Origin of the sequence: Photobacterium satsumensis, from assembly GCF_050336935.1 — a bacterium.
Taxonomy (GTDB): domain Bacteria; phylum Pseudomonadota; class Gammaproteobacteria; order Enterobacterales; family Vibrionaceae; genus Photobacterium; species Photobacterium satsumensis.
In genome coordinates this window covers 15,409-34,623 of sequence record NZ_JAKJSK010000025.1, presented here as the reverse complement: position 1 = coordinate 34,623, position 19,215 = coordinate 15,409, and the positions used below count along the sequence as shown (strand labels likewise).

General features: G+C 50.7%; 16 protein-coding genes and 1 rRNA gene. 14 read left to right on the top strand and 3 right to left on the bottom strand.

Annotated features, from left to right (window positions below; genetic code table 11):
• Both L4D79_RS29445 and L4D79_RS29440 read right to left on the bottom strand, forming a co-directional pair.
• Window positions 1–130: ribosomal RNA gene (locus L4D79_RS29445) — 16S ribosomal RNA — on the bottom strand; the annotation flags it as partial.
• Between the two features lie 453 nt (window positions 131–583).
• Window positions 584–1,498, bottom strand: coding sequence for a glycosyltransferase family A protein (locus tag L4D79_RS29440; protein ID WP_428657297.1), 915 nt, complete (start codon window positions 1,496–1,498; stop codon window positions 584–586).
• Between the two features lie 171 nt (window positions 1,499–1,669).
• Between L4D79_RS29440 and L4D79_RS29435 the strand changes: the two genes are divergently transcribed.
• The 14 genes from L4D79_RS29435 to L4D79_RS29370 all read left to right on the top strand — a co-directional run bounded on the left by L4D79_RS29435 (window position 1,670) and on the right by L4D79_RS29370 (window position 18,183).
• Window positions 1,670–2,809, top strand: coding sequence for a glycosyltransferase family 4 protein (locus L4D79_RS29435; RefSeq protein ID WP_428657295.1), 1,140 nt, complete (start codon window positions 1,670–1,672; stop codon window positions 2,807–2,809).
• Window positions 2,806–4,191: a lipopolysaccharide biosynthesis protein gene (locus L4D79_RS29430; RefSeq protein WP_428657293.1), complete on the top strand. Its 1,386-nt coding sequence runs from the start codon at window positions 2,806–2,808 to the stop codon at window positions 4,189–4,191. The genes L4D79_RS29435 and L4D79_RS29430 overlap by 4 nt, the downstream gene beginning before the upstream one ends.
• A gap of 5 nt (window positions 4,192–4,196) precedes the next feature.
• Complete coding sequence (locus L4D79_RS29425) at window positions 4,197–5,528, top strand: O-antigen ligase family protein (protein ID WP_428657291.1); 1,332 nt, start codon at window positions 4,197–4,199, stop codon at window positions 5,526–5,528.
• Window positions 5,512–6,207, top strand: coding sequence for an acyltransferase (locus L4D79_RS29420; protein ID WP_428657289.1), 696 nt, complete (start codon window positions 5,512–5,514; stop codon window positions 6,205–6,207). Before L4D79_RS29425 ends, L4D79_RS29420 begins: the two co-directional genes overlap by 17 nt.
• A 1-nt stretch (window position 6,208) precedes the next feature.
• Complete coding sequence (locus tag L4D79_RS29415) at window positions 6,209–7,351, top strand: glycosyltransferase (protein ID WP_428657287.1); 1,143 nt, start codon at window positions 6,209–6,211, stop codon at window positions 7,349–7,351.
• Window positions 7,352–7,465: 114 nt separating this feature from the next.
• The gene (locus L4D79_RS29410; protein ID WP_428657285.1) at window positions 7,466–7,807 is read left to right on the top strand and encodes a putative periplasmic lipoprotein; all 342 of its coding nucleotides are present in this window, start codon (window positions 7,466–7,468) and stop codon (window positions 7,805–7,807) included.
• Window positions 7,804–9,246: a sugar transporter gene (locus L4D79_RS29405; RefSeq protein ID WP_428657283.1), complete on the top strand. Its 1,443-nt coding sequence runs from the start codon at window positions 7,804–7,806 to the stop codon at window positions 9,244–9,246. The genes L4D79_RS29410 and L4D79_RS29405 overlap by 4 nt, the downstream gene beginning before the upstream one ends.
• The gene (locus L4D79_RS29400; RefSeq protein ID WP_428657281.1) at window positions 9,243–10,319 is read left to right on the top strand and encodes a glycosyltransferase; all 1,077 of its coding nucleotides are present in this window, start codon (window positions 9,243–9,245) and stop codon (window positions 10,317–10,319) included. The genes L4D79_RS29405 and L4D79_RS29400 overlap by 4 nt, the downstream gene beginning before the upstream one ends.
• Window positions 10,320–10,331: 12 nt before the next feature.
• Complete coding sequence (locus tag L4D79_RS29395) at window positions 10,332–12,146, top strand: sugar transferase (protein WP_428657279.1); 1,815 nt, start codon at window positions 10,332–10,334, stop codon at window positions 12,144–12,146.
• A 55-nt stretch (window positions 12,147–12,201) separates the two neighbouring features.
• Window positions 12,202–12,516 (top strand): STAS domain-containing protein, encoded by a 315-nt coding sequence (locus L4D79_RS29390; protein WP_428657277.1) that lies wholly within the window; start codon window positions 12,202–12,204, stop codon window positions 12,514–12,516.
• 1 nt (window position 12,517) lies between these two features.
• Window positions 12,518–13,312, top strand: coding sequence for an OmpA family protein (locus L4D79_RS29385; RefSeq protein ID WP_107349877.1), 795 nt, complete (start codon window positions 12,518–12,520; stop codon window positions 13,310–13,312).
• Window positions 13,309–15,984: an SLBB domain-containing protein gene (locus L4D79_RS29380; RefSeq protein WP_428657275.1), complete on the top strand. Its 2,676-nt coding sequence runs from the start codon at window positions 13,309–13,311 to the stop codon at window positions 15,982–15,984. Before L4D79_RS29385 ends, L4D79_RS29380 begins: the two co-directional genes overlap by 4 nt.
• The gene (locus L4D79_RS29375) at window positions 15,981–16,673 is read left to right on the top strand and encodes a P-loop NTPase family protein (protein ID WP_428657273.1); all 693 of its coding nucleotides are present in this window, start codon (window positions 15,981–15,983) and stop codon (window positions 16,671–16,673) included. The genes L4D79_RS29380 and L4D79_RS29375 overlap by 4 nt, the downstream gene beginning before the upstream one ends.
• A 22-nt stretch (window positions 16,674–16,695) precedes the next feature.
• Window positions 16,696–18,183, top strand: a complete 1,488-nt coding sequence (locus L4D79_RS29370; RefSeq protein ID WP_428657271.1) for a response regulator — start codon at window positions 16,696–16,698, stop codon at window positions 18,181–18,183.
• Here L4D79_RS29370 and L4D79_RS29365 read toward each other — a convergent pair.
• Entirely contained in the window at window positions 18,175–19,155 is a 981-nt protein-coding gene (locus L4D79_RS29365) for a glycosyltransferase family 4 protein (RefSeq protein ID WP_428657269.1), read from the bottom strand. The two genes, L4D79_RS29370 and L4D79_RS29365, sit on opposite strands and share 9 nt — an antisense overlap.
• Between the last annotated feature and the right edge of the window lie 60 nt (window positions 19,156–19,215).

The following is a 19,215-nucleotide window of genomic DNA, read 5'->3' as shown; positions in this document are numbered from 1 at the left end:
TTACTCACCCGTCCGCCGCTCGCCGCCCAACAAATCCCCCGAAGGTTCAATGTTGTCGCTGCCGCTCGACTTGCATGTGTTAGGCCTGCCGCCAGCGTTCAATCTGAGCCATGATCAAACTCTTCAATTAAAGTTTTGGCTCAATGAAATACTGTTAAACCATTACCGAAGTAATGATTGAATTGACTGTGCCAACTTACTTTCACTACCGAAGCAGTAAACTTAAATTGTATTGGTCACTCAGTTTCATTGATAATTCTTTTGTTGACTATCATTTCACGAGTGCCCACACAGATTGCATGGTCAAATTGTTAAAGAACAAAATATTCAACTTATTATCAACTTCTTAGCGAAGCAAACTCTCGTTGAACAGGGCAGCCATTCTATCCAAACAAACTTTCGTGTCAAACACTTTTTAAGTTTATTTTCTTGGCTTATTCCCTTACCGCTCGGTAGTGGGCTTTTCAGCGCCGCTCTCCGTGTCGGTGATGCGGCATTATAGAGAGAGAATAATGATTGGCAAGTATAAAAAAAGAAAAAAACACCGACAGCGCAAAAAACAAGCCACTCTATAATGACTGGCTCATTTTAACGACAACACATTCAAAATATCCCTACCAGCCGCTTTCACTCTTTGCTTGCTAGGCTGGAGACAAAGTACCACTAATTCTTGGCAAGCTGAGAAATGATAGGCTTTTCTCAATCGATTGTATTCGGCTTTTCCCGTCACCCAACGTAAATAGCCCGCCAATATAGCTGTTGGGTGTTTACTGACTTTGGAACGGTGCTTGTTCAGTATCTGCTTCATCGCATTGAGGCGTTTACTATGATCCCGACTGATCGCATCCGCTCTATCCGAAATGTAGTGGCATAAATTCACATTAAGAACCCCTACCGATCCTCTCTCAGCCACTTTTAGCCACAAGTCCCAATCAGAGGCTGACTTCAAACTAACATCAAATCCCCCCACGTCGAACAAGATCTGTTTCTTCACCATCACGGTACTGGTACCCACCACATTTTCGGCAAAGAGCAATGGTGTGAAAAAAGGAAAAACAGATACCGGTCCGGGACTGAGTTGTTTGCGAAAAAGCGGCCAATAATCAAAGCATCCAATAATAGGTTGCCCCGCCTCAGTCATATGCATGTAATCTGTAAAGCTGCATACCAGCTCAGGACAATGGTGGTGCAGTGATAACTGCTGGGACAATTTGTTTTCCAACCAGTAATCATCAGCATCAAGAAAGGCAATAAGATCGTTAGAACAATGCTCAATCCCATGGTTTCTTGCGTGTGATGCCCCTAGCCGCTCGGTAATGAGCAGCTTGATGTCAGCCTGCTGTGCTAACCACTCCTTCGAGCCATCATTCGAGCCATCATCAACGACGATAATCTCAACCGGTACACCTTGCATCCGAATGCTCTCTATTGCTCTTGGCAAGGTTGGCAGGCAATTGTAGTTGGGTATCACCACACTCACTTCTGTTTTTGAGCTCATCACATCCACCTTCTGATTGTCTCCGTCATTAACCCAATGCAATCCATACGCCAATACGTGTTGGCATCAATATTGGATAAGTAAGGGAAGCGGGTAACTCATTAGAGCCCCCTCAGACAAAGTACAGCATGGCGCAAAGTGTGTTTGACCGGAAACCATGAGGATGGAGTAATGAAAAAGATTGGTTATGTGATCCCCGTATTCCCGACGCTATCTGAAACCTTTGTTGGTGTAGAGATCAGAGCGATGAAAGCACTGGGTCATGCAGTTCAGCCTTACGCCTTCAGCCCCGGCCAGCATTTCCAACCGGCAGATGAGGAGCTTAAGCAGCACTGTCGGTATCTTTCATCTGCTCCCAAATACCCAATTAAAGAGATCTGGAATAGCTTCCGTTGCCATGAATTTATCAGGCAGCAGCGCGGATTTACCTACCTTTCACTACTACGCCAAGGATTACAGCTGGCTCACTTAGCCAAAAGGGACAATTGCGAGCACCTTCACGCCCACTTTGCCTGGCACAGTACCGCAACGGCAATCGTGGCAGCCAAGCTACTCAATATTCCCGTCTCTTTCGTTGGTCATGGCGCAGACATTTATGCCACACCGCAAGACATTACCAGCAAACTGCAAGCGGCCGATTTCGTCTGTGCAGTCACCAAAGAAATGCAAATTGAACTGCAAGCTGCAACTGAACGTCCAGTTTTGCATATACCTTGCGGGGTTGATTCAGCCCTGTACCCCCCTCTAACAGCAGATTGGAGCCCTAAAAAAGACTTTCTGTTTATCGGACGATTAGTTGAGAAGAAGGGGCTGGGCACACTGATTGAAGCGTTTAGTCAACTTCCGCCCGACGCGACCTTAGATATTGTCGGTGATGGCCCGTTACTGGCTCAATTACAACAACAGGCCCACCAGCAGGGCGTCGCTTCCCAAATTCACTTTTTAGGCCGCAAAGAAGCTGCGTGGTATCGGCAACATGCCAATGACTATAAAGCCTTGGTCGCTCCTTTTACTATCGCTCCCAACGGCGACAAAGACACCGGCCCACTGGTTATCAAAGAGGCGATGGCATTAGGGCTCCCCGTCATCACTACCGATCTGGCTGGTTGCAATGAAATCCTTGAAAACCAATATGGCCACCAGGTCCCCATGGATGATCATACAGCCTTGGCACAAACGATGGCTGCGCATCGGCTTGAGCCTGTCGACAACATCGCCAAGCTCAGGAAAAAAGCCTTCAACCAAGTCATGGCGCAATTTACCGCCCTTTCCCAAGCCAAAAGGTTGTCAGCACAGGTGGATGCATTATGACCCCAGCCCTGACCATGGCGGTATACGCTATTGGCTTGATCAGCAGCAAGCTTATTGCCTTAATCCTGCAGCCTTTTGTGACCCAATGGTTGGGGCCCGAACAATTTGGCCGGCTGGATGTACTCGTCGCCTTGGGCAGTTTACTGACATTGATCATGTCCTTTGGGATCAGTGATGCGATCTACCGCTTCGCCCATGAACAGCAAAATCAACACACCATTTTTCGCGGTGCACTGGGGCTGCTTCTCGCTATTGCAGGAGGGCTAACGATTATCGCCCAACTGTCGGTACCTTGGTTACAGCAACTCCTACCCGGCGAACCACCTTTATTTGCCTTGCATTGCCTGCTCACAACCCTGTTTCTCAACACCCTATGCTGCGTCCCTTTGGCGATTCTACGGATCCGCAATCAAGCCAAACTTTTTGTCGCTGCACAAATCGTGTTCGCTCTTATTCAAGGCTTAGGCGTAGTGCTGTTAACCCCCCAATATGGCGTTGAGGGGATAATGGCTGCCGGGCTCGTCGCCCAGATAGTACAGGTTATCGTCTTAGCCAAGCATTTCCCTGCCCCAAAGCTAGGCCATATCCGGCTTTTTTTTCGATATGGCCGGGCGATTACCCTATCTGGAATACTGAGCTTTGTTGTCATCGGCGCTGAACGCTGGGCCATCGCAGATATGCTAGGGCTGAGCTTACTGGCGCCGTACGCTGTCGCAATACAATGGGCTATTGCTGCGAGTTTGTTACTCGAACCTTTTGGCCTATGGTGGTTTCCCAAACGCTTTGGCTTAATCGATACGGCAGAAGATCGCCAGCAAGCCGCGGAGATCAGCATAATAGGATGCCAATTGAGCTGCTTGGTGACGGCAGGGATCATTACGGTCGGTTCGCGATTTTTACTGTGGTGGCTTCCTGAGGATTTTCACGCCAGTGCAGAAATGCTACCACTGCTCGGTATCTTGATGATGCTCAAGCATGCCAGCACCTTGCTCAACATCGGTTGCTACCACCAGAAAGACGGCAAAAGCGTGGTGCTGATCGGTGTATTCAGTGCCTGCTGCGCATTGGGAATCTTATTCTTCATCCTTCCACAATATGGCCTCTACGTATTTATAGGCGCAGGTATAGGGCTACAACTTCTACGCCTGGGCTTATTTTATTACTGCAGTCAGTATTATCTGCCCTTGCCCTATCCCCTCTGCCGGCTAGCAGCCAGCTATAGCCTGATCATTTTGTTGCTGGCGGCTCATTATCAAACGTCCCCAGCCTCCGAAGTTTTATGCATACTGCTGTTAATTGGCCAAATTTGCTGGCCCTGGGGGCAAAGAAAGCTCGCTCAGAATCGCCAAAAGAAGCTTAATAATTCATTAGGGGCAGGCTAAGCACTATGAATAAGCAGAACCAGTGGCTTCTCGCCCTTACCAGCAGCGGACTGATTTTCTTTTTCTGGATGTCTCAGGGCAACTTGGTATTACTGGTAAGCCTGCTTTTTGCTTTACCTTTTGTCATTAACCAGGCATTCCTCATTTGTGTCGGGTTTATTATTTTTTCCTACTTCAGGATCCATGAAGCCTTTCCTCTGCTCATGCCGCTGAAGATCCCCCAACTCTTGGCCTTAGCGAGCCTAGCCGGACTTGGGTGGCAGCTATGGTTGCAGAGGGAGACAATCAATTGGCACCGGTTACAAACGTTATTCTTGCTATTTAGCGCTTGGGTGTTGGTCTCCTGCCTTTGCGCGAGCAACCGTGGCGAAGCTTTTGCCAGCTTCAACGGCAACTTTATCAAAATCGTTATCATGGTGTTCGCTATCAGCTGGCTGCCACAACGCCTACCACAGCTGAAAATCATTCCTTACCTCCTTTTGCTCAGTGGCTTGTTGATCGGTGGATTGGCTCTGTTCAACAAAGCCAATGGCATTGGTCTTGTCGAGGGAACTCGGGTCACCATTGGCCGGGATATCGGCTCGATGCTCGGGGACCCCAATGACTTGGCATTGGTACTGCAATTTCCAGTTTCCTTTGCCATGGCCTACAGTTTCCACGGCCCGAAATGGCAACGGGTTTTGTCCATGATTGTGCTGATTATCATGATAATGAGTGTACTCGCAACCCAAAGCCGGGGCGGGTTACTGGGTATTGCCTGCGTGGTCTTTGCCATGACCCTAATGAGAAGTCGCTCTATTGTGTTACCCACCATCATCAGTGGGATCGGGTTATTGGCGCTGGTCGCATTGGCCGGGATCAGTGACCGGAGCTCAGGCGGAGCGGCTGAATCGGGGATTGATGAATCAGCGATGGGACGGATTTACGCCTGGCAAGCCGCCTTTAATATGGCTGTCAGCAACCCATTCACCGGTGTCGGCCTCAACAACTTCTACTACAACTACTATTTTTATTCGCCGCACTGGGACGGCAAGAATCACGCAGTGCACAGTACTTGGCTCCAAGTCCTTTCTGAAACCGGCTTCGTCGGGTTGGTACTATTCCTGCTAATGGTTATTGGTGCCCTGCGTGTCAGTTACCAGCTTCTCAAGCGACTTGAACATCATGAGATGAAACCACTGGCCCAGGGGCTGTGGCTCGGCACCTTATCATTTTGTGTCAGTGGCACCTTCCTCACCCAAGGCACCACTTGGCCCCTGTATATTTTAATCGGGCTACTACTGGCCTTAGACAGGCTTACCTTAAATCAGGAGGCAAATTATGCGTGCACTCGTTAAGGCCCATCTGGCACCCAATCATTTTTCCATGCTCAAGAGCGCAGTCCGGCAGCTGCGTGGCAGCTATGTACCTTGTATTCCACTTTTGCACCGCGGCTTGTACCACCTGCATTTAGCCATCAAACAAAGCCTTCATTGCATTTTGCAAAAGGGCTATTTCACCCCGATGTTTATCTCCCGCCTTGCCAACCGGCCCCGTCACCTGCACCTCGACTGTGGCATGCCGCAGATCCTCGGCCCCTTAGAAATCCACCTCGGAGAACAATGTCGGCTGTCTGGTATCGCAACGTACTGCGGACGGACGTGGGGAGACCAAACACCCCGGCTTACCGTGGGTAACAATGTCGATATCGGCTGGCAAAACATCCTTGCGGTTGGGTCTACTATCCGCATCGACGACAATGTCAGGCTAGCGAGCAAAGTGTTTCTCGCTGGGTTTCCCGGCCATCCGTTAGACCCCATAGCCCGAGCCCAAGGCAAACCGGATACCGAGCAACAAGTCGGTGATATTCACCTATGTCGCAATGTCTGGCTTGGCACCGGTGTGATGGTAATGGCTGGGGTCACTGTCGGTGAAGGTAGCGTGGTCGCCGCAGGTAGTGTCGTAACCCGAGATATACCTCCCGGCGTACTGGCTGGCGGTAATCCAGCGAAAGTCATCAAGCAACTGGAGTATTAGCATGGAATTTCTTGTGTTTGGTGAAGACTGGGGGCGCCACCCGTCCAGTAGCCAGCATCTATTGCAAGCTATCGGACAGCAATATGATGTTCACTGGATCAACTCCATCGGCTTGCGCCAACCCACGTTGAACCACCGGGATCTACGGCGGATGTGGGAAAAAGTGACAACACGAAGTGCCGATTCCAGAAGCAACAATACAGCCCCAGAACAAAATGGGCTATTAGACGAACCCACCACAATCATCAAACCTTTGGTATGGCCAATGGCACAGCACCCAATACTTAAAGCACTCAACAGCCATCTACTGAAAAGGCAACTGTCAGAAAAAACATACCGCCGTATAGTATGGGCCGCGCTACCAAGTGCCGTCGATTACCTTGATATCTGTGACAGCGATTTGGTGGTTTATTATTGCGGGGATGACTTTACCGCACTGGCTGGGGTGGATCATCAACTTGCCGCCACAGCCGAACAGCGGCTTATTGCTCGGGCTGATATCATTTTTGCCTGCAGCCCCGCCCTGCTCGCGAAGTTTCCCGTTCGCAAAACCGTTCTGCTACCGCACGGCGTTCATTTATCGCAATTTGCGAAACCCACCCACTGTCCGGAGGACATAGACCCATCTAGCCCCTGCATTGGATTTTATGGCAGCCTGAATAACTGGCTTGATCAAACTCTGATCATCAAGCTCGCTAAGGCTCGGCCCAATATCCATTTCTACTTCATCGGTCGCCAAGATTGCGACACTGCCATGCTACGCCAACAAGAAAATATCACCCTGCTCCCAGCCAAACCCCACCAGCAGCTAGCCCGCTATCTACAACACTGGACCATGGCGATCCTGCCCTTTATTGATAATGAGCAGATCCGGGCCTGTAACCCACTAAAACTGCGTGAATATTTGGCTGCTGGCTGCCCGGTGATCAGCAGCGCCTTCCCGGCAACCACACCCTACCGCTCTGTCATTACCACGGCCACCAGCGAAACAGAGTGGCTAAATGCGATCGACCAATACAGCCAATGGACACCTTATCAAAGACAGAGCCATTCGAAACGCGCCTATCAGATTGTTGCCAATGAGAGCTGGGAATGCCGTGCCGCACAAGCCATTGAGGTTATTGAGCAACGCTTATCTCACTAAGCCTTAACGCACCATGCCAAATATTTCAGACGTCGGATTACAATTTCCCTAACTTCGGGCACTTTTTTTGCTACCAATAAATGAAGCAGCAAATAAACAAAGACCGGGGGAAAAATGAAAAGGATACTCATTGTTATTGGTTGCCTGTTGATATTTGGCTGTGCGTCACAACCCAAGCAGATCACCTTAACGCTTTTTTTCAGCCCGGAGCAAACTTCACTGACAGCGGAGCAACAACGCAAGATCAGTGATTTTTTAGCCGACACCCCCTACCACCAGCTTGTCGCTAAAGTGGCACCGGCAGATTTGAGCAATCCGTTTGAGGCGCTGCTGCAAGGTCAAAAGCGCATTCAGGCCGTCAGCAAACTGTCAAATAGCCAGAACATCCCCTTGCACCTGGAATACGCCCCCAATCAGACCGCCGATACCCTGATATTGCAAAGGCAGTCCCCATGAGAGCCCAACTCTTTGCCAAGCTATATCCGCTATTGCAGGCCTTGTGGAATCATCGCTACCTGCTATTGCTACCCATGCTTATCATGCCGTTACTCATGACCGCAGGTGGGTCTATAAAGGCCAAGCGCTACTATGCCCAAACCACGATTCTGGTTCAGGAGGCTGCAATGCTAAACCCGTTCTTGGAGGATTTGTCTATTTCGATGAATCTGCAAAAACGGATCAAAGCACTGCGGGTATTGCTCCATAGCCAATTTGTCCTCGAACAGGTTGCTATCGAACTTAAGTTGGCACCGACTCATAGCCTAAACCAGATCAGCGCCGTGGTCAGCCAGCTCAACAGCAACCTCAGCGTCAACTTGATCGGTAATGACTTGGTTCAGCTGGGCCTGAACTGGCACACCCCTAAAGAGATGCCAGAAATCCTCAACAAACTCTCCGAGCTGTTCCTCGATAAACTCCGTGCCCCCGGTCGCGCTTCGATAGACGGCTCCGAGCTCTTCTTACAACAACAGCTAGAATCGACATTAATCGATTTGGAAAATGCCGAAACTGCCTTGGCAACATTTAAATCAGACAATGCCGGCAACTTACCCCAGTTACAAGGAAGTCGGATCCAAAATGACGCCCAGATAAATACCCTGATCCAGGAAACCAGACTCGATCTACTCAACGCCCAAGCCAAACGGGATAACTTCTATAACCGTCTCGCCAGTACCAACCCGGTTGTCGGTATGCTCGAAGCCGAAATAGTCAAAGCCGAAGCTGAGCTGGCGATTCTCAGAGCCAGCTACACCGACCGCCACTCTTCAGTAAAAGCCATACTTCGCCAGCTGAATCGCCTGAAACAAGAGCGCGCCCGCCTTGTTGATCAGCAGCAGTCACTCAATGCCCAGGAAGTTGGCCAGCTGTGGCAGCGCATCGCCAGCAATACCCAGCAACTCGATAACCCCAACCAGCCTATATTGATTAGCCAGTTCGAGCAGTTGCAACAGGCAGAAAGCCAAATTCAGTCACTGGAAGGAGAGCTAAGGCTATTGGAGTCCCAGGCTACACGCTTGCAAGATAAACGGGCCGAGTTTGCCCAACTGGAGAAAGAGCTGACCGTATTGCAACGCAACTATGACGTTAAGGCCAAAATATACAACCAACTGCTAGAGCGATACGAGATGGCCAAGGTAACCGGCCAACTAGGACGGTTCGAAGAGCCCGACAAGCTCAAAATCATTGCCCGCCCCAGCGTGCCGAGCCACCCATTGAATTGGCCATGGTGGCTCAATTTCACTTTGGGTATCTTTGTCGGCCTCGGGCTTGGACTGTCACTGGTCTGCGCCGTACAGCTACTAGATACCCGGCTATACCAAAGCCGGCAGATTATCCGCTTGGCCAAAGCACCAGTACTCATTCGCATTCCCCACTTTTCCGAGGAGACGTCATGACTACCACTACTCTTCAGGTTGTCCAGCACTTGAGTCCCGGCGGTATTGAACGGCTGGTACTCAATCTGGTGCGATTCGCTTCTCCTGACAATCAGGTGTATGTCGTCGCGCTGGAAGGCAGTAAAGAGCAGGCTATCGAACAATGGCCGGAATTGGCACCGCTCACCGAGAGCTTGTATTTCCTCGATAAGCCCCATGGTCGCGATGTAAAAACCGTTTTCAAATTACGGCGGCTTATTCGCACACTGCAAGCCAAGGTGATCCACTCCCACCACTTGGGTCCGTTACTCTACAGCCGCGCAGCCAGCCTAGGGCTAAAAGGGCTCACCCACATCCAAACCGAGCACGACAGCTGGCATCTTGACGATCCCAAACAGCGCCTGCTCACCCGTAGTCTGTTAGCTGGCAGCAACATCCAGCTTGTTGCAGACGCCCCCCGCGTTGCCGATCACCTTAAAACACAAGGGATCATTGCCGATCACGTTATTATCAACGGGATCGACACCCAGTACTATGCGCCGGGGCAAGCTACCCAGGCAAGACACCATCTTCAGCTCCCCACCAACAAGTTGATCATTGGCTGTGCCGGTCGCTTGGTGCGTGAGAAAGGGATCGATACCTTACTTGAGGCACTTGCGGTATTACCCGAGGTTTACCAGGTCGTTATTGCCGGCCAAGGCCCTGAACGAAAGCAATTACAGCACCTGTCGCAACAACTGGGGCTTACCGGTCGTGTTCACTGGCTAGGCCGTTGTGACAACATGCTGAGCTTCTACCATGCCATTGATCTTTTCTGCATGCCTTCGCGTCAAGAAGGGCTCCCACTGGCATTGCTTGAAGCTCAGTCCTGCGGAAAACCGGTTATTGCCACCGAAGTTGGCGGTATCCCAGACTTGATTTGTCCTCACAGTGGCCACCTGATCCCTGCTGAGCAACCCACACTGCTTGCTCAAACCTTGAAAGACAAGCTCAGCATGCCAATCCATGATTGCCAGCAAACCACACAATATATTCGTCGTTTGGCCGATGTGCGGGAAATGGCAGCCTCCTACGAATCGCTCGCTAACCAATAAGGGAAGATAACTATGAGCATTAGCTGGATTGTATTGATCGCACTAACCATCGTGATTATTTATCACCATGTCATTTATACCGGGTTGATGATCTGGTTGAGCCGAAAAACGCCAACCACCGCAGAAGAAGAGGCCGGTATAGACGAGCCGCCCTCCTGCGAACCGGCAGGCTTACCCTCGATCGCGATTCTCATCCCTGCCCACAATGAGGACGAGTTTATCGAAGATAAACTCGCCAACCTGCTGATGCAGGATTACCCGCCAGAGAAGTTGTCGGTCTGGATATGCTGTGATGGCTGCAGTGACAATACTGCTGATCGGATTCAGGCCTGGCAGGAAAAGTACTCTCAGGCAGGTGTTCAGCTGGAGTGTATCGTTGAGACTGACAACAAGGGGAAAGTAGTTCGTATCAATCAACTGCTCAACTTAGTCAAAGGCAAGGTCGACTTAATCGCAATGTCAGATGTCTCGGCGTTGCTCTCCATTGATGCCCTTACCCAGGCGGCTGAGAGCTTTAGCGACCCCGAAATCGGGGCACTGACCTGTAACTACCTGCTGGCCGAAGCCACCGACGGCGAGCAGCAATACTGGCAGTGGCAGAATTCAATTCGCCAAACCGAATCGAAGCTCGGCAGCGTGATGGGAGGCAACGGGGCATTCTATATTGTTCGGGCCCCGCTGTTTTCCACTTTGCCGGAAGATACCATCAATGACGATTTCATCCAGACCATGCTGGTGATCAAGCAGGGCTATCAGGTGCAGTTCAACAACTATATCAACAGTGTCGAACTCTCCCCTTCCACCGCTCAAGATACCTACCAGCGCCGCCAACGTATTGGGGCCGGCAACCTGCAACAGTTGATCCGCTGCCGCTTCGTGTTCCGCCACGCCCATCATGGCACGCGCTGGCTATTTACCTCAGGTAAAGCGCTACGGACACTGATGCCGTTTATCTTGATCGGCTATTTCCTATTGTCTTTAGGCATGGCAATCCAAGGTTCCCTCCTGGCCCAAACACTGACAGCCTTGCAAACAGCCGGGTATATAGCAGCCGCCCTGCCACTCTTCGGCCTGCACAACAAGCTGACCGACAAGCTGCACTATTTTGTCAGCGGCTATGCTGCATCATTGGTCGGAATGCTCCGTTATTTCATGGGCCACTTTCGCAGTGGCTGGCGCCATCTCCCTCCACTATCGGGCTATCAAGCACAGTCCACCCAACTGCTCAAGCGCACCAGTGATATCTTGCTGGCCACAACCGGCATGATTTTAACCCTGCCGTTATGGCCGTTGATTGCTTTATTGATCAAGCTCGACTCCCCAGGACCGGTGTTCTATCGCCAAATGCGGGTGGGTAGGATCAGCGAAGAGCAAGTGGAACTGTTTGATGTCATCAAGTTTCGCTCTATGTCCCACAACGCGGAGTCAAAGTCAGGTGCCACCTGGGCCCAGCAGAATGACCCTCGCATAACCCGCATTGGCCATTTTCTCCGCGTCACTCGGTTGGATGAGCTTCCCCAGTTTATCAATGTCATCAAAGGCGATATGGCCTTAATCGGCCCAAGACCAGAACGGCCGGAGTTTTGTGGCACATTGCAAAATGCATTGCCATTTTATCTCGAGCGAACAGCCGGCTTGAAACCAGGACTCACCGGTCTGGCTCAAGTCAGCCAGGGCTATGACAGCAGCCTGGAAGACGTCAAAAACAAGATAGCCTGGGATCATGCCTATGCCTTGGCACTTAGCTCACCGTTGCAATGGATCAAAATGGATCTGTTCATTATTTTCAAAACCATTTACATCATGGTGAGCAAACGCGGGCAATAATTGGCACAGCACTTGTATTGATTAAGGAAGTACATCAACAATCAAAAGGCCAGTTATGAATCAAGCATTAAATAGCGCCAATATCGGTCTGACACTGCAGAATGAATTTGATGCCCACCTAGCCCGACAGATGGAGCCAGAGTTAGAAACCCTCAGTCAAACCGATAACGATGAGCTGATCATCGACATGACAGAGGTACAATTTATTGACTCCTGTGGAATAGGTGCCATTGTTTTCTTATACAAACGCTTAAAAAGCAGAGGAAAAACATTACGCCTGCTCAATGTGAATGGCCAACCACGCCAGCTGATGAAAATGTTAAGGATCGACAAGGTGATCCCTTTGATCACCTCAGCGGAGTTATGTTGATATGGGAAGACTATCAAGCCTGCTAATGATGCTACTGGCCAGTGGCTGTACCACCTGGCCTACCACCGGAGATACGCCTTATGCAGCGCCGGATGTTGATCAGTGGCATGAGCTTGAGCATCACAGTTTCGAACTCCAACTGCTGGCAACCCGCGGGGCCAAGCTGTGCCTGCCGGGACAGTATCAGCAGCTTGCCAATATCCATGATAAGGCTAACCAAGAAGCCAAGGCCGGATTCACTGATGATGCAGATATCACCTTGCTTGCCTATCAAACCCAGTTCGCCAAGATCCAACGCCAGATGGACTGGCTAGAGCACCATACCGAATGCCTAGATACTCGCTATTCCGAGATACAGTTGCGGGATCAATTCCTACTATTAATGCGGATTGATAACCAGTTCGCCTTTAACCGCGCCAAACTGCTGCCTGATTATCAAAATGCATTGCGTCGCGCCGCATCGATTCTAAAACGCCAAGATCATTGGCAACTTCAATTGACCGGACATACCGACACCATTGGCACAACACAGAGCAATTACCAGCTTGGCATGCGACGAGCCGATACGGTCCGCCGCTATCTTATTGAGCAAGGGGTAGACTCCCATCAGATTTCAATTTTCAGTGCCGGTGAAATAGAATCTATTGAAGACCCTAGGTCAAGAACACAGCGTCTAAGCAACCGCAAAGTAGATGCCAGAGTACTGGTCGATCACCATACCCGATCACCACATAGGGTTTATTCACTCAGTGACTGGCATGCAGTCAAAGAGCAGCTTAGCCCGGGCTCGCTATGATCAGGTTGCTGCTACTCCTTTTCCTGATCATTATTTCGCCAGCCTGGGGAGCTAACCTGACCCCTGGAGATCGGGTTTTTCTCCAACTGCCGGGAGAAAATGATTTCGATGAACCTTTCACTATCGACGATCAAGGCCAAATCAGGCTGCCGGAAATCGGCCTGGTGCCAATTGCCGGATTGAGCCTACCGCAGGCCGAAAAGCAATTGCGCGAACGGCTCAAAACGGTTTATCGCAACCTCGACGAATTCAAACTCAGTATTCTTGAGCAAGTCTTGCGGGTACGAGTCCTAGGTTATGTCGAGGACCCGGGCATGATCTCGCTCAAGCCCGGAGCCAATGTCCAAATGGCGATTTCCGCAGCAGGCGGTGCCCGCCCCGGCGCCCAACTGGATCAATTCAAGCTGATCAGAAATGACAGCTCCCAACGGTTCAATTACAAAGCCTACCTTGACGCTGGAGACCCAACCAAGCTTCCCGCTTTACAAGGTGGTGATACCATCTTTGTCCCGACTTCACCCTTGCTCGGTAACGTCGAGGTCGATTTTGACGCCGCCTCGCTAACAAAGGGGGGAGATGCCGATGAAGAGCAAGGGATCACCATCTTCGGTGAGTTACGTAACCCCGGTACATTCAGCTTCAAACCGGGTATGACGGTCGTCGATGCCTTGATGCGTGCGGAGGGTGTCACCCGCTATGCTGATGTGACAAAAATCCGAGTGATCACCGATAACACCCCCTACCTTTTTGATCTCAAAGCCTATCTAGATACAGGCATCACGAAAGATTTACCGCCGGTAAAGCCCGGCACCACCATCTTTGCCCCGATAGAAGTCGAAGATATCAATACCACCTCACGGACTGTCTATGTGATGGGTGAGGTCAAAGCCCCTGGGGCTTACGAGAGTTCGCCGGGAACCGGCTTCATCGATGTGCTGGCCAATGCAGGCGGTCCAACCCGTTTTGCCGATACCACACAAATAAAACTGCTCAGTAATACCAAGGCATCAATGACAATCAACCTTGTCAAATATACCCAAGCACCCGCTTTGTACCCCTTACCTGACATGGTGCCAGGCGATGTTATTTTCATTCCGGAAAAAATCGATTTCAACGAAAAGTCCTGGCTCAAAGTCACCAACGATCGCGCCATCAAAATTATTGGTGCAGTCAATAACCCAGGGCGCTTCGAGTGGAATGACACCATGAGCTTCATGGATCTACTGGCGCACGCCGGCGGCCCGAAGCAGCAAACCAACCTGTCGAATATCCGCATTGTGCGCGAAAGTGCCAAAGCCGATGAACAAAGGGTTACCACCTTCGACTTTGAGCTCTTCACCAAACAAGGCAAACCCCAAAGCCAACTGCCACAACTGCAGGCTGGCGATACCATTATTTTTGATGAACTGCCTCACGATCCGACCGACAACAAAGCCAGTTGGCTGCGCCAATCAGCACAGGACTCCATCTATATTTTCGGCCAAGTCGGTGCTCCTGGCCGCTATGCCTTCAACAAGGAGCAAGGCTTCCTTGATATTCTCTCCGCCGCCGATGGACCGACCGGTGAAGCCGATATTCAAGATGTGCTTATAACCCACCGTAACGGAAAAACTACCAAGGTGACCCGGTTCAACCTCGCCCGCTACTTCAAAACCGGGAATGAGGCGCTATTACCCAAAGTGGTTGCCGGTGATGTCATTTTCTTACCGCAGGTCGATACGGTTGCCGATACTGAGGCCATCAAAGTTATGGGGGCGGTAAAGTCGCCAGGTCGCTTCAACTGGAACGTCAGCATGACTTTCCTTGACGTACTGGCACTGGCTGGCGGCCCACTGCAGCAAGCCAATATCACCAATATCCGTATCATCAAAGAGAACCGCCAGTCTCAAGATAACGTCGTGTATTTTGACCTTGATAACTTCATCAACGAAGGCGGCAGTTTTACGGCCTTGCCCCGATTGGTCGCCGGCGACACCATAGTCGTCGATGAGCTACCGCATGATCCGACCGACAACAAATCAAGCTGGATCCGCCAATCCGCCGATGATTCGATTTATGTCTTCGGTCAGGTTGGTGCGCCGGGGCGCTATGCCTTCAATCGCGAACTCGGTTTCCTTGACATCCTTTCTGCGGCCGACGGCCCCAATGGCGACGCTGATCTGCGCCAGATCCGCATCAGCCACCGTAATGACAATACAGCCCGAGTCACCCGACTCAATTTGTCACTGTATTTTGATACGGGTGACGAAACCTTGCTGCCCAAAATCGTTCCCGGCGATGTCATCTATGTACCGAAACTGGAAGGTAACTGGCTCGATAAACCGGCAGAGCAAGTCGTCCGGCTAATGGGCTCAGTCAACAAACCTGGCCGCTACCCCTTCAACAGCCAAATGAATATCCTCGATTTGTTGGCCGAAGCCGGGGGCCCTTCTGACAGCGCCTATATCGAGAGGATCATGATTGTAAATACATCATGTTGCGGTGACAAAGCCCAAACATTCAACCTGCGCGACTATGTCATCGACCCGGCAAGCTACCCCCTCCCACTATTGCGTCCCGGCGATACCGTTTATGTGCCCAACCTCAATGACTCGGTGGGTGAACAATGGCGCCAGGGCCTGAGGGATGTACTGGGGATCTTTACCTTGATAGCCCTAGGAGCAGCATTATGAAACCTTGGCTCAGTGGAGAATATGATCAACTCTTTCACCAGATCCATCAACGCAATGCCCGGGTACTCACCTTGGCAGGCGCATCAAGCCGCTGTGGGACTTCAACCCACTGCAACTGGTTAGCCCGCCGCTGCGCCGAAGATCACAAGGTCTTGTTGGTGGATCTGGATCTTGCGGGTTCCGGGCAAGGCTATCCTTCGAGAGCTTGGAGCAGCAATGGCGAAGGGGAAGCTGATGCAATAATCCAGCTGACTGAGCAGCTCGCCTTACTGCCACGTCCCAGTGAAGAAAGGACTATCTTGGAGCTGCGCCAACCGAGTACCTTCCTGAAAGCGCTAGAGCGTTGGAAGCAGGATTACCACTATATCCTTTGCGATGTCGGTACCATGACCAATACCAATTGGCGGAACCTGCCGATCAATGCGCTCAGTCATGCCAGCGATGCGACCATCCTCTGTCTTGCTGCCGCCCAGACGACCGAAAGTGAACTACTGACCTGTGTCAGCAAGCTTGAGCAAAACGGTATCTCCTTGCTTGGCACATTGATCAATGATCAATCCAACCCATCATTGGCCGAAGAGATCATCCGGGTATTGAACGGAAAGGCACGATGGATTCCAGAGCGCCTCAAACGTAAACTGATCGACTACCTGCACAGTAGCCCGCTATTACAAGGAAAATACCAATAACACACACCAAGGATGAGACGACATGAATCAGGTTTTGTTCCAGCGCCAATTTGATCTTAGCTACGAAAGCCTTGCCCATATCCGTCGGATATTGGATGACAGAGCCGATGCGCTGCAGCTAAGTCCCGACGTGATGCAAAGTATCAAGTTAGTCTGCAGTGAATACTGCGCCAACTTACTTGATCACCAACAGAAGCCCGCAACTCGGTGTACCATCAGCTATGGCAAGGTCGCGGGGAAATACCGATTCGCCATTACCGATAATGGCTCACCGTGGCCAGCCCAATCCCAGCATTTATCCGATGCGGTATTACCTGACTTACCTTGTGAGTCCGGAATGGGGCTTGCCATCATCAAGGCGACATTTCCCGACTTTAGTTATCACATCCACCCTGATCACAACAAGATTGAGTTTTCTCTCCCCCTACAATCCGACAGAAAACACCTTGTTATCGTCGATGATAGCCGCAGCCAGCTCGCAATGCTGACAAGCTACCTTGATCAAAACTACCAACTGTCCATTTTCAGCCAAGCAGATGATGCATTAAAATGGTTGCAGACCAACCACTGCGATTTGATCCTCACCGACCTATGGATGCCGAATATCAACGGATTGGAGTTTCGCCGGCAGGTTGGTCACCTACGCCACCACCGCCTGCTTCCCTTTGTCTTTCTCTCTGGCGATACCGCATCGGACACCATGTCGGCTGTTACCCAATCGGGGATAGATGACTTCCTGGCCAAACCCATCGAAAAACGGCATCTACTGCAGGTATTGGATCGGGTGCTCAAGCGGCATAACCACTTGCTCGATGCGTTTGAAGACAACTTGTTGCAACGGCTCGAGCATATGACTCCACTTAAGGGTGAGCACCAAACAACAACCTCAATAACCTTGGGTAATTTCGACATCCAGCTAAGCAGGAAGCCGGAGATCAGCGGTGACTTTTTCATTCACCAGACGCTTGCTGATGGGTCGGACCTGGTGATCCTTGGCGACCTTATGGGGCATGGCATCGTCGCAAAAGCCAACGGCGGGAACTGTTTCGGTTTGATCCAAGGGCTACTGCTCAATCCAAACCAGTCACCCACGCAATTGTGCCAACGGCTCAACCAACACCTCTACCAAGCCCAGTCCAACAACTTGGTATGCTTGCTGATTATTCACCTCAGTATGGAAAATACCGTTGTCCTCTATAATGCAGGGATGCCAAAACCCATTCTATGTGATACATCCTGCCAGCATATCGACGAGGCAGTAGGGTTATTAGGGCTATTTGACACACTGCAGCTGGAAGCCTGCCAGCTAACAATGAGCCCCGGTAACAGCCTACATGGTTATAGTGATGGTCTATTGGAATCAGTGTTACCCGAGCAGGAGCGCAAAGACATGACGAAAATGCCAATCGATGAACGGCATCAATATCTATGGCAGCGCAATCCTGACAACCATGAAGATGACCGTACTTTAGTGACCCTGAGCTACCACAATGAAAGGCCATTAGGCTAAGCGGTAGATCTGGGCCAGCTGCTGCCAACATGCCTCACCGCTGAAGTCATCTCTAACCCTTTGTTGCTGGCGCCGCGATAACTGCAACCACCGCTCATCACCTGCAATATCTAGCTCAATGACCTTCTGACTGAGAAACGACCAGTTACTTTCTGCAGTTAAACACCCTTCATCGAGTAATGACGGCATCTCACCAACATCTGTTGATAACACCACCACACCATGTGCCATGGCTTCTAGTGCGGCCATCGGCATGCCTTCAGCCCGCGAGGGAATGAGCAGCACGTCTAGCTGTTGCCAATAAGGCGTCATCGAGGGAACAGCGCCGTGCCAAGTCAACGCCACACCATCAAGGAGATGAGCTTGTTCACCATCACCGAAAACATGGCATTCACTGTCCGGTAATTGCCGACTGAGTGAAACAAAACGATCAATCGCTTTTTCATGGCTGAGTCGCCCGACAAAGCCTACTTGCAAAGTCGCATGACGATCTCGCCTTATCAGCTCCTTTTTGCAACGAACAAAATTGCGCAGCAATTCGCAACGAAATGGCTGGGCTTTTCTGATTTTTTCACTAACGGCCAGGTTATAGGAAAGGCAAGCAGTATAGCGGTTAAGCCACTCATAATAGGCGAGCTTGCCCGATACCGATTCCCCGGCATGGAAGGTCGTCACTAGGTGGAAAGAGGCGAATAGCGAAGATATACGCGCAAGAATGGAAGCTTTGTAGCCATGAGCATGAACAACATCACCGGGCTTTAAATGACGAAAAAAGCCAATAACGGATGAATCTGAGAGAAAACGGAAAGGAATGCGCTGCAGCTTGAGTTGGGCATACTGCGGATGCGAGGGGTACTGCTGGAGAAAAACCACCTCAACGCCGGTCTGCTGCGATTGAAGCAACATAGCTAGCTGCTGGATATGACTCTCAATGCCACCAAAACCGGAGCTGTCGACAAACAGGTAAATCATACATTCGCTTCCTTGTTAATTTTGATAACAAGAAAATCTATGCAAAAAAAAAGCCGAGTC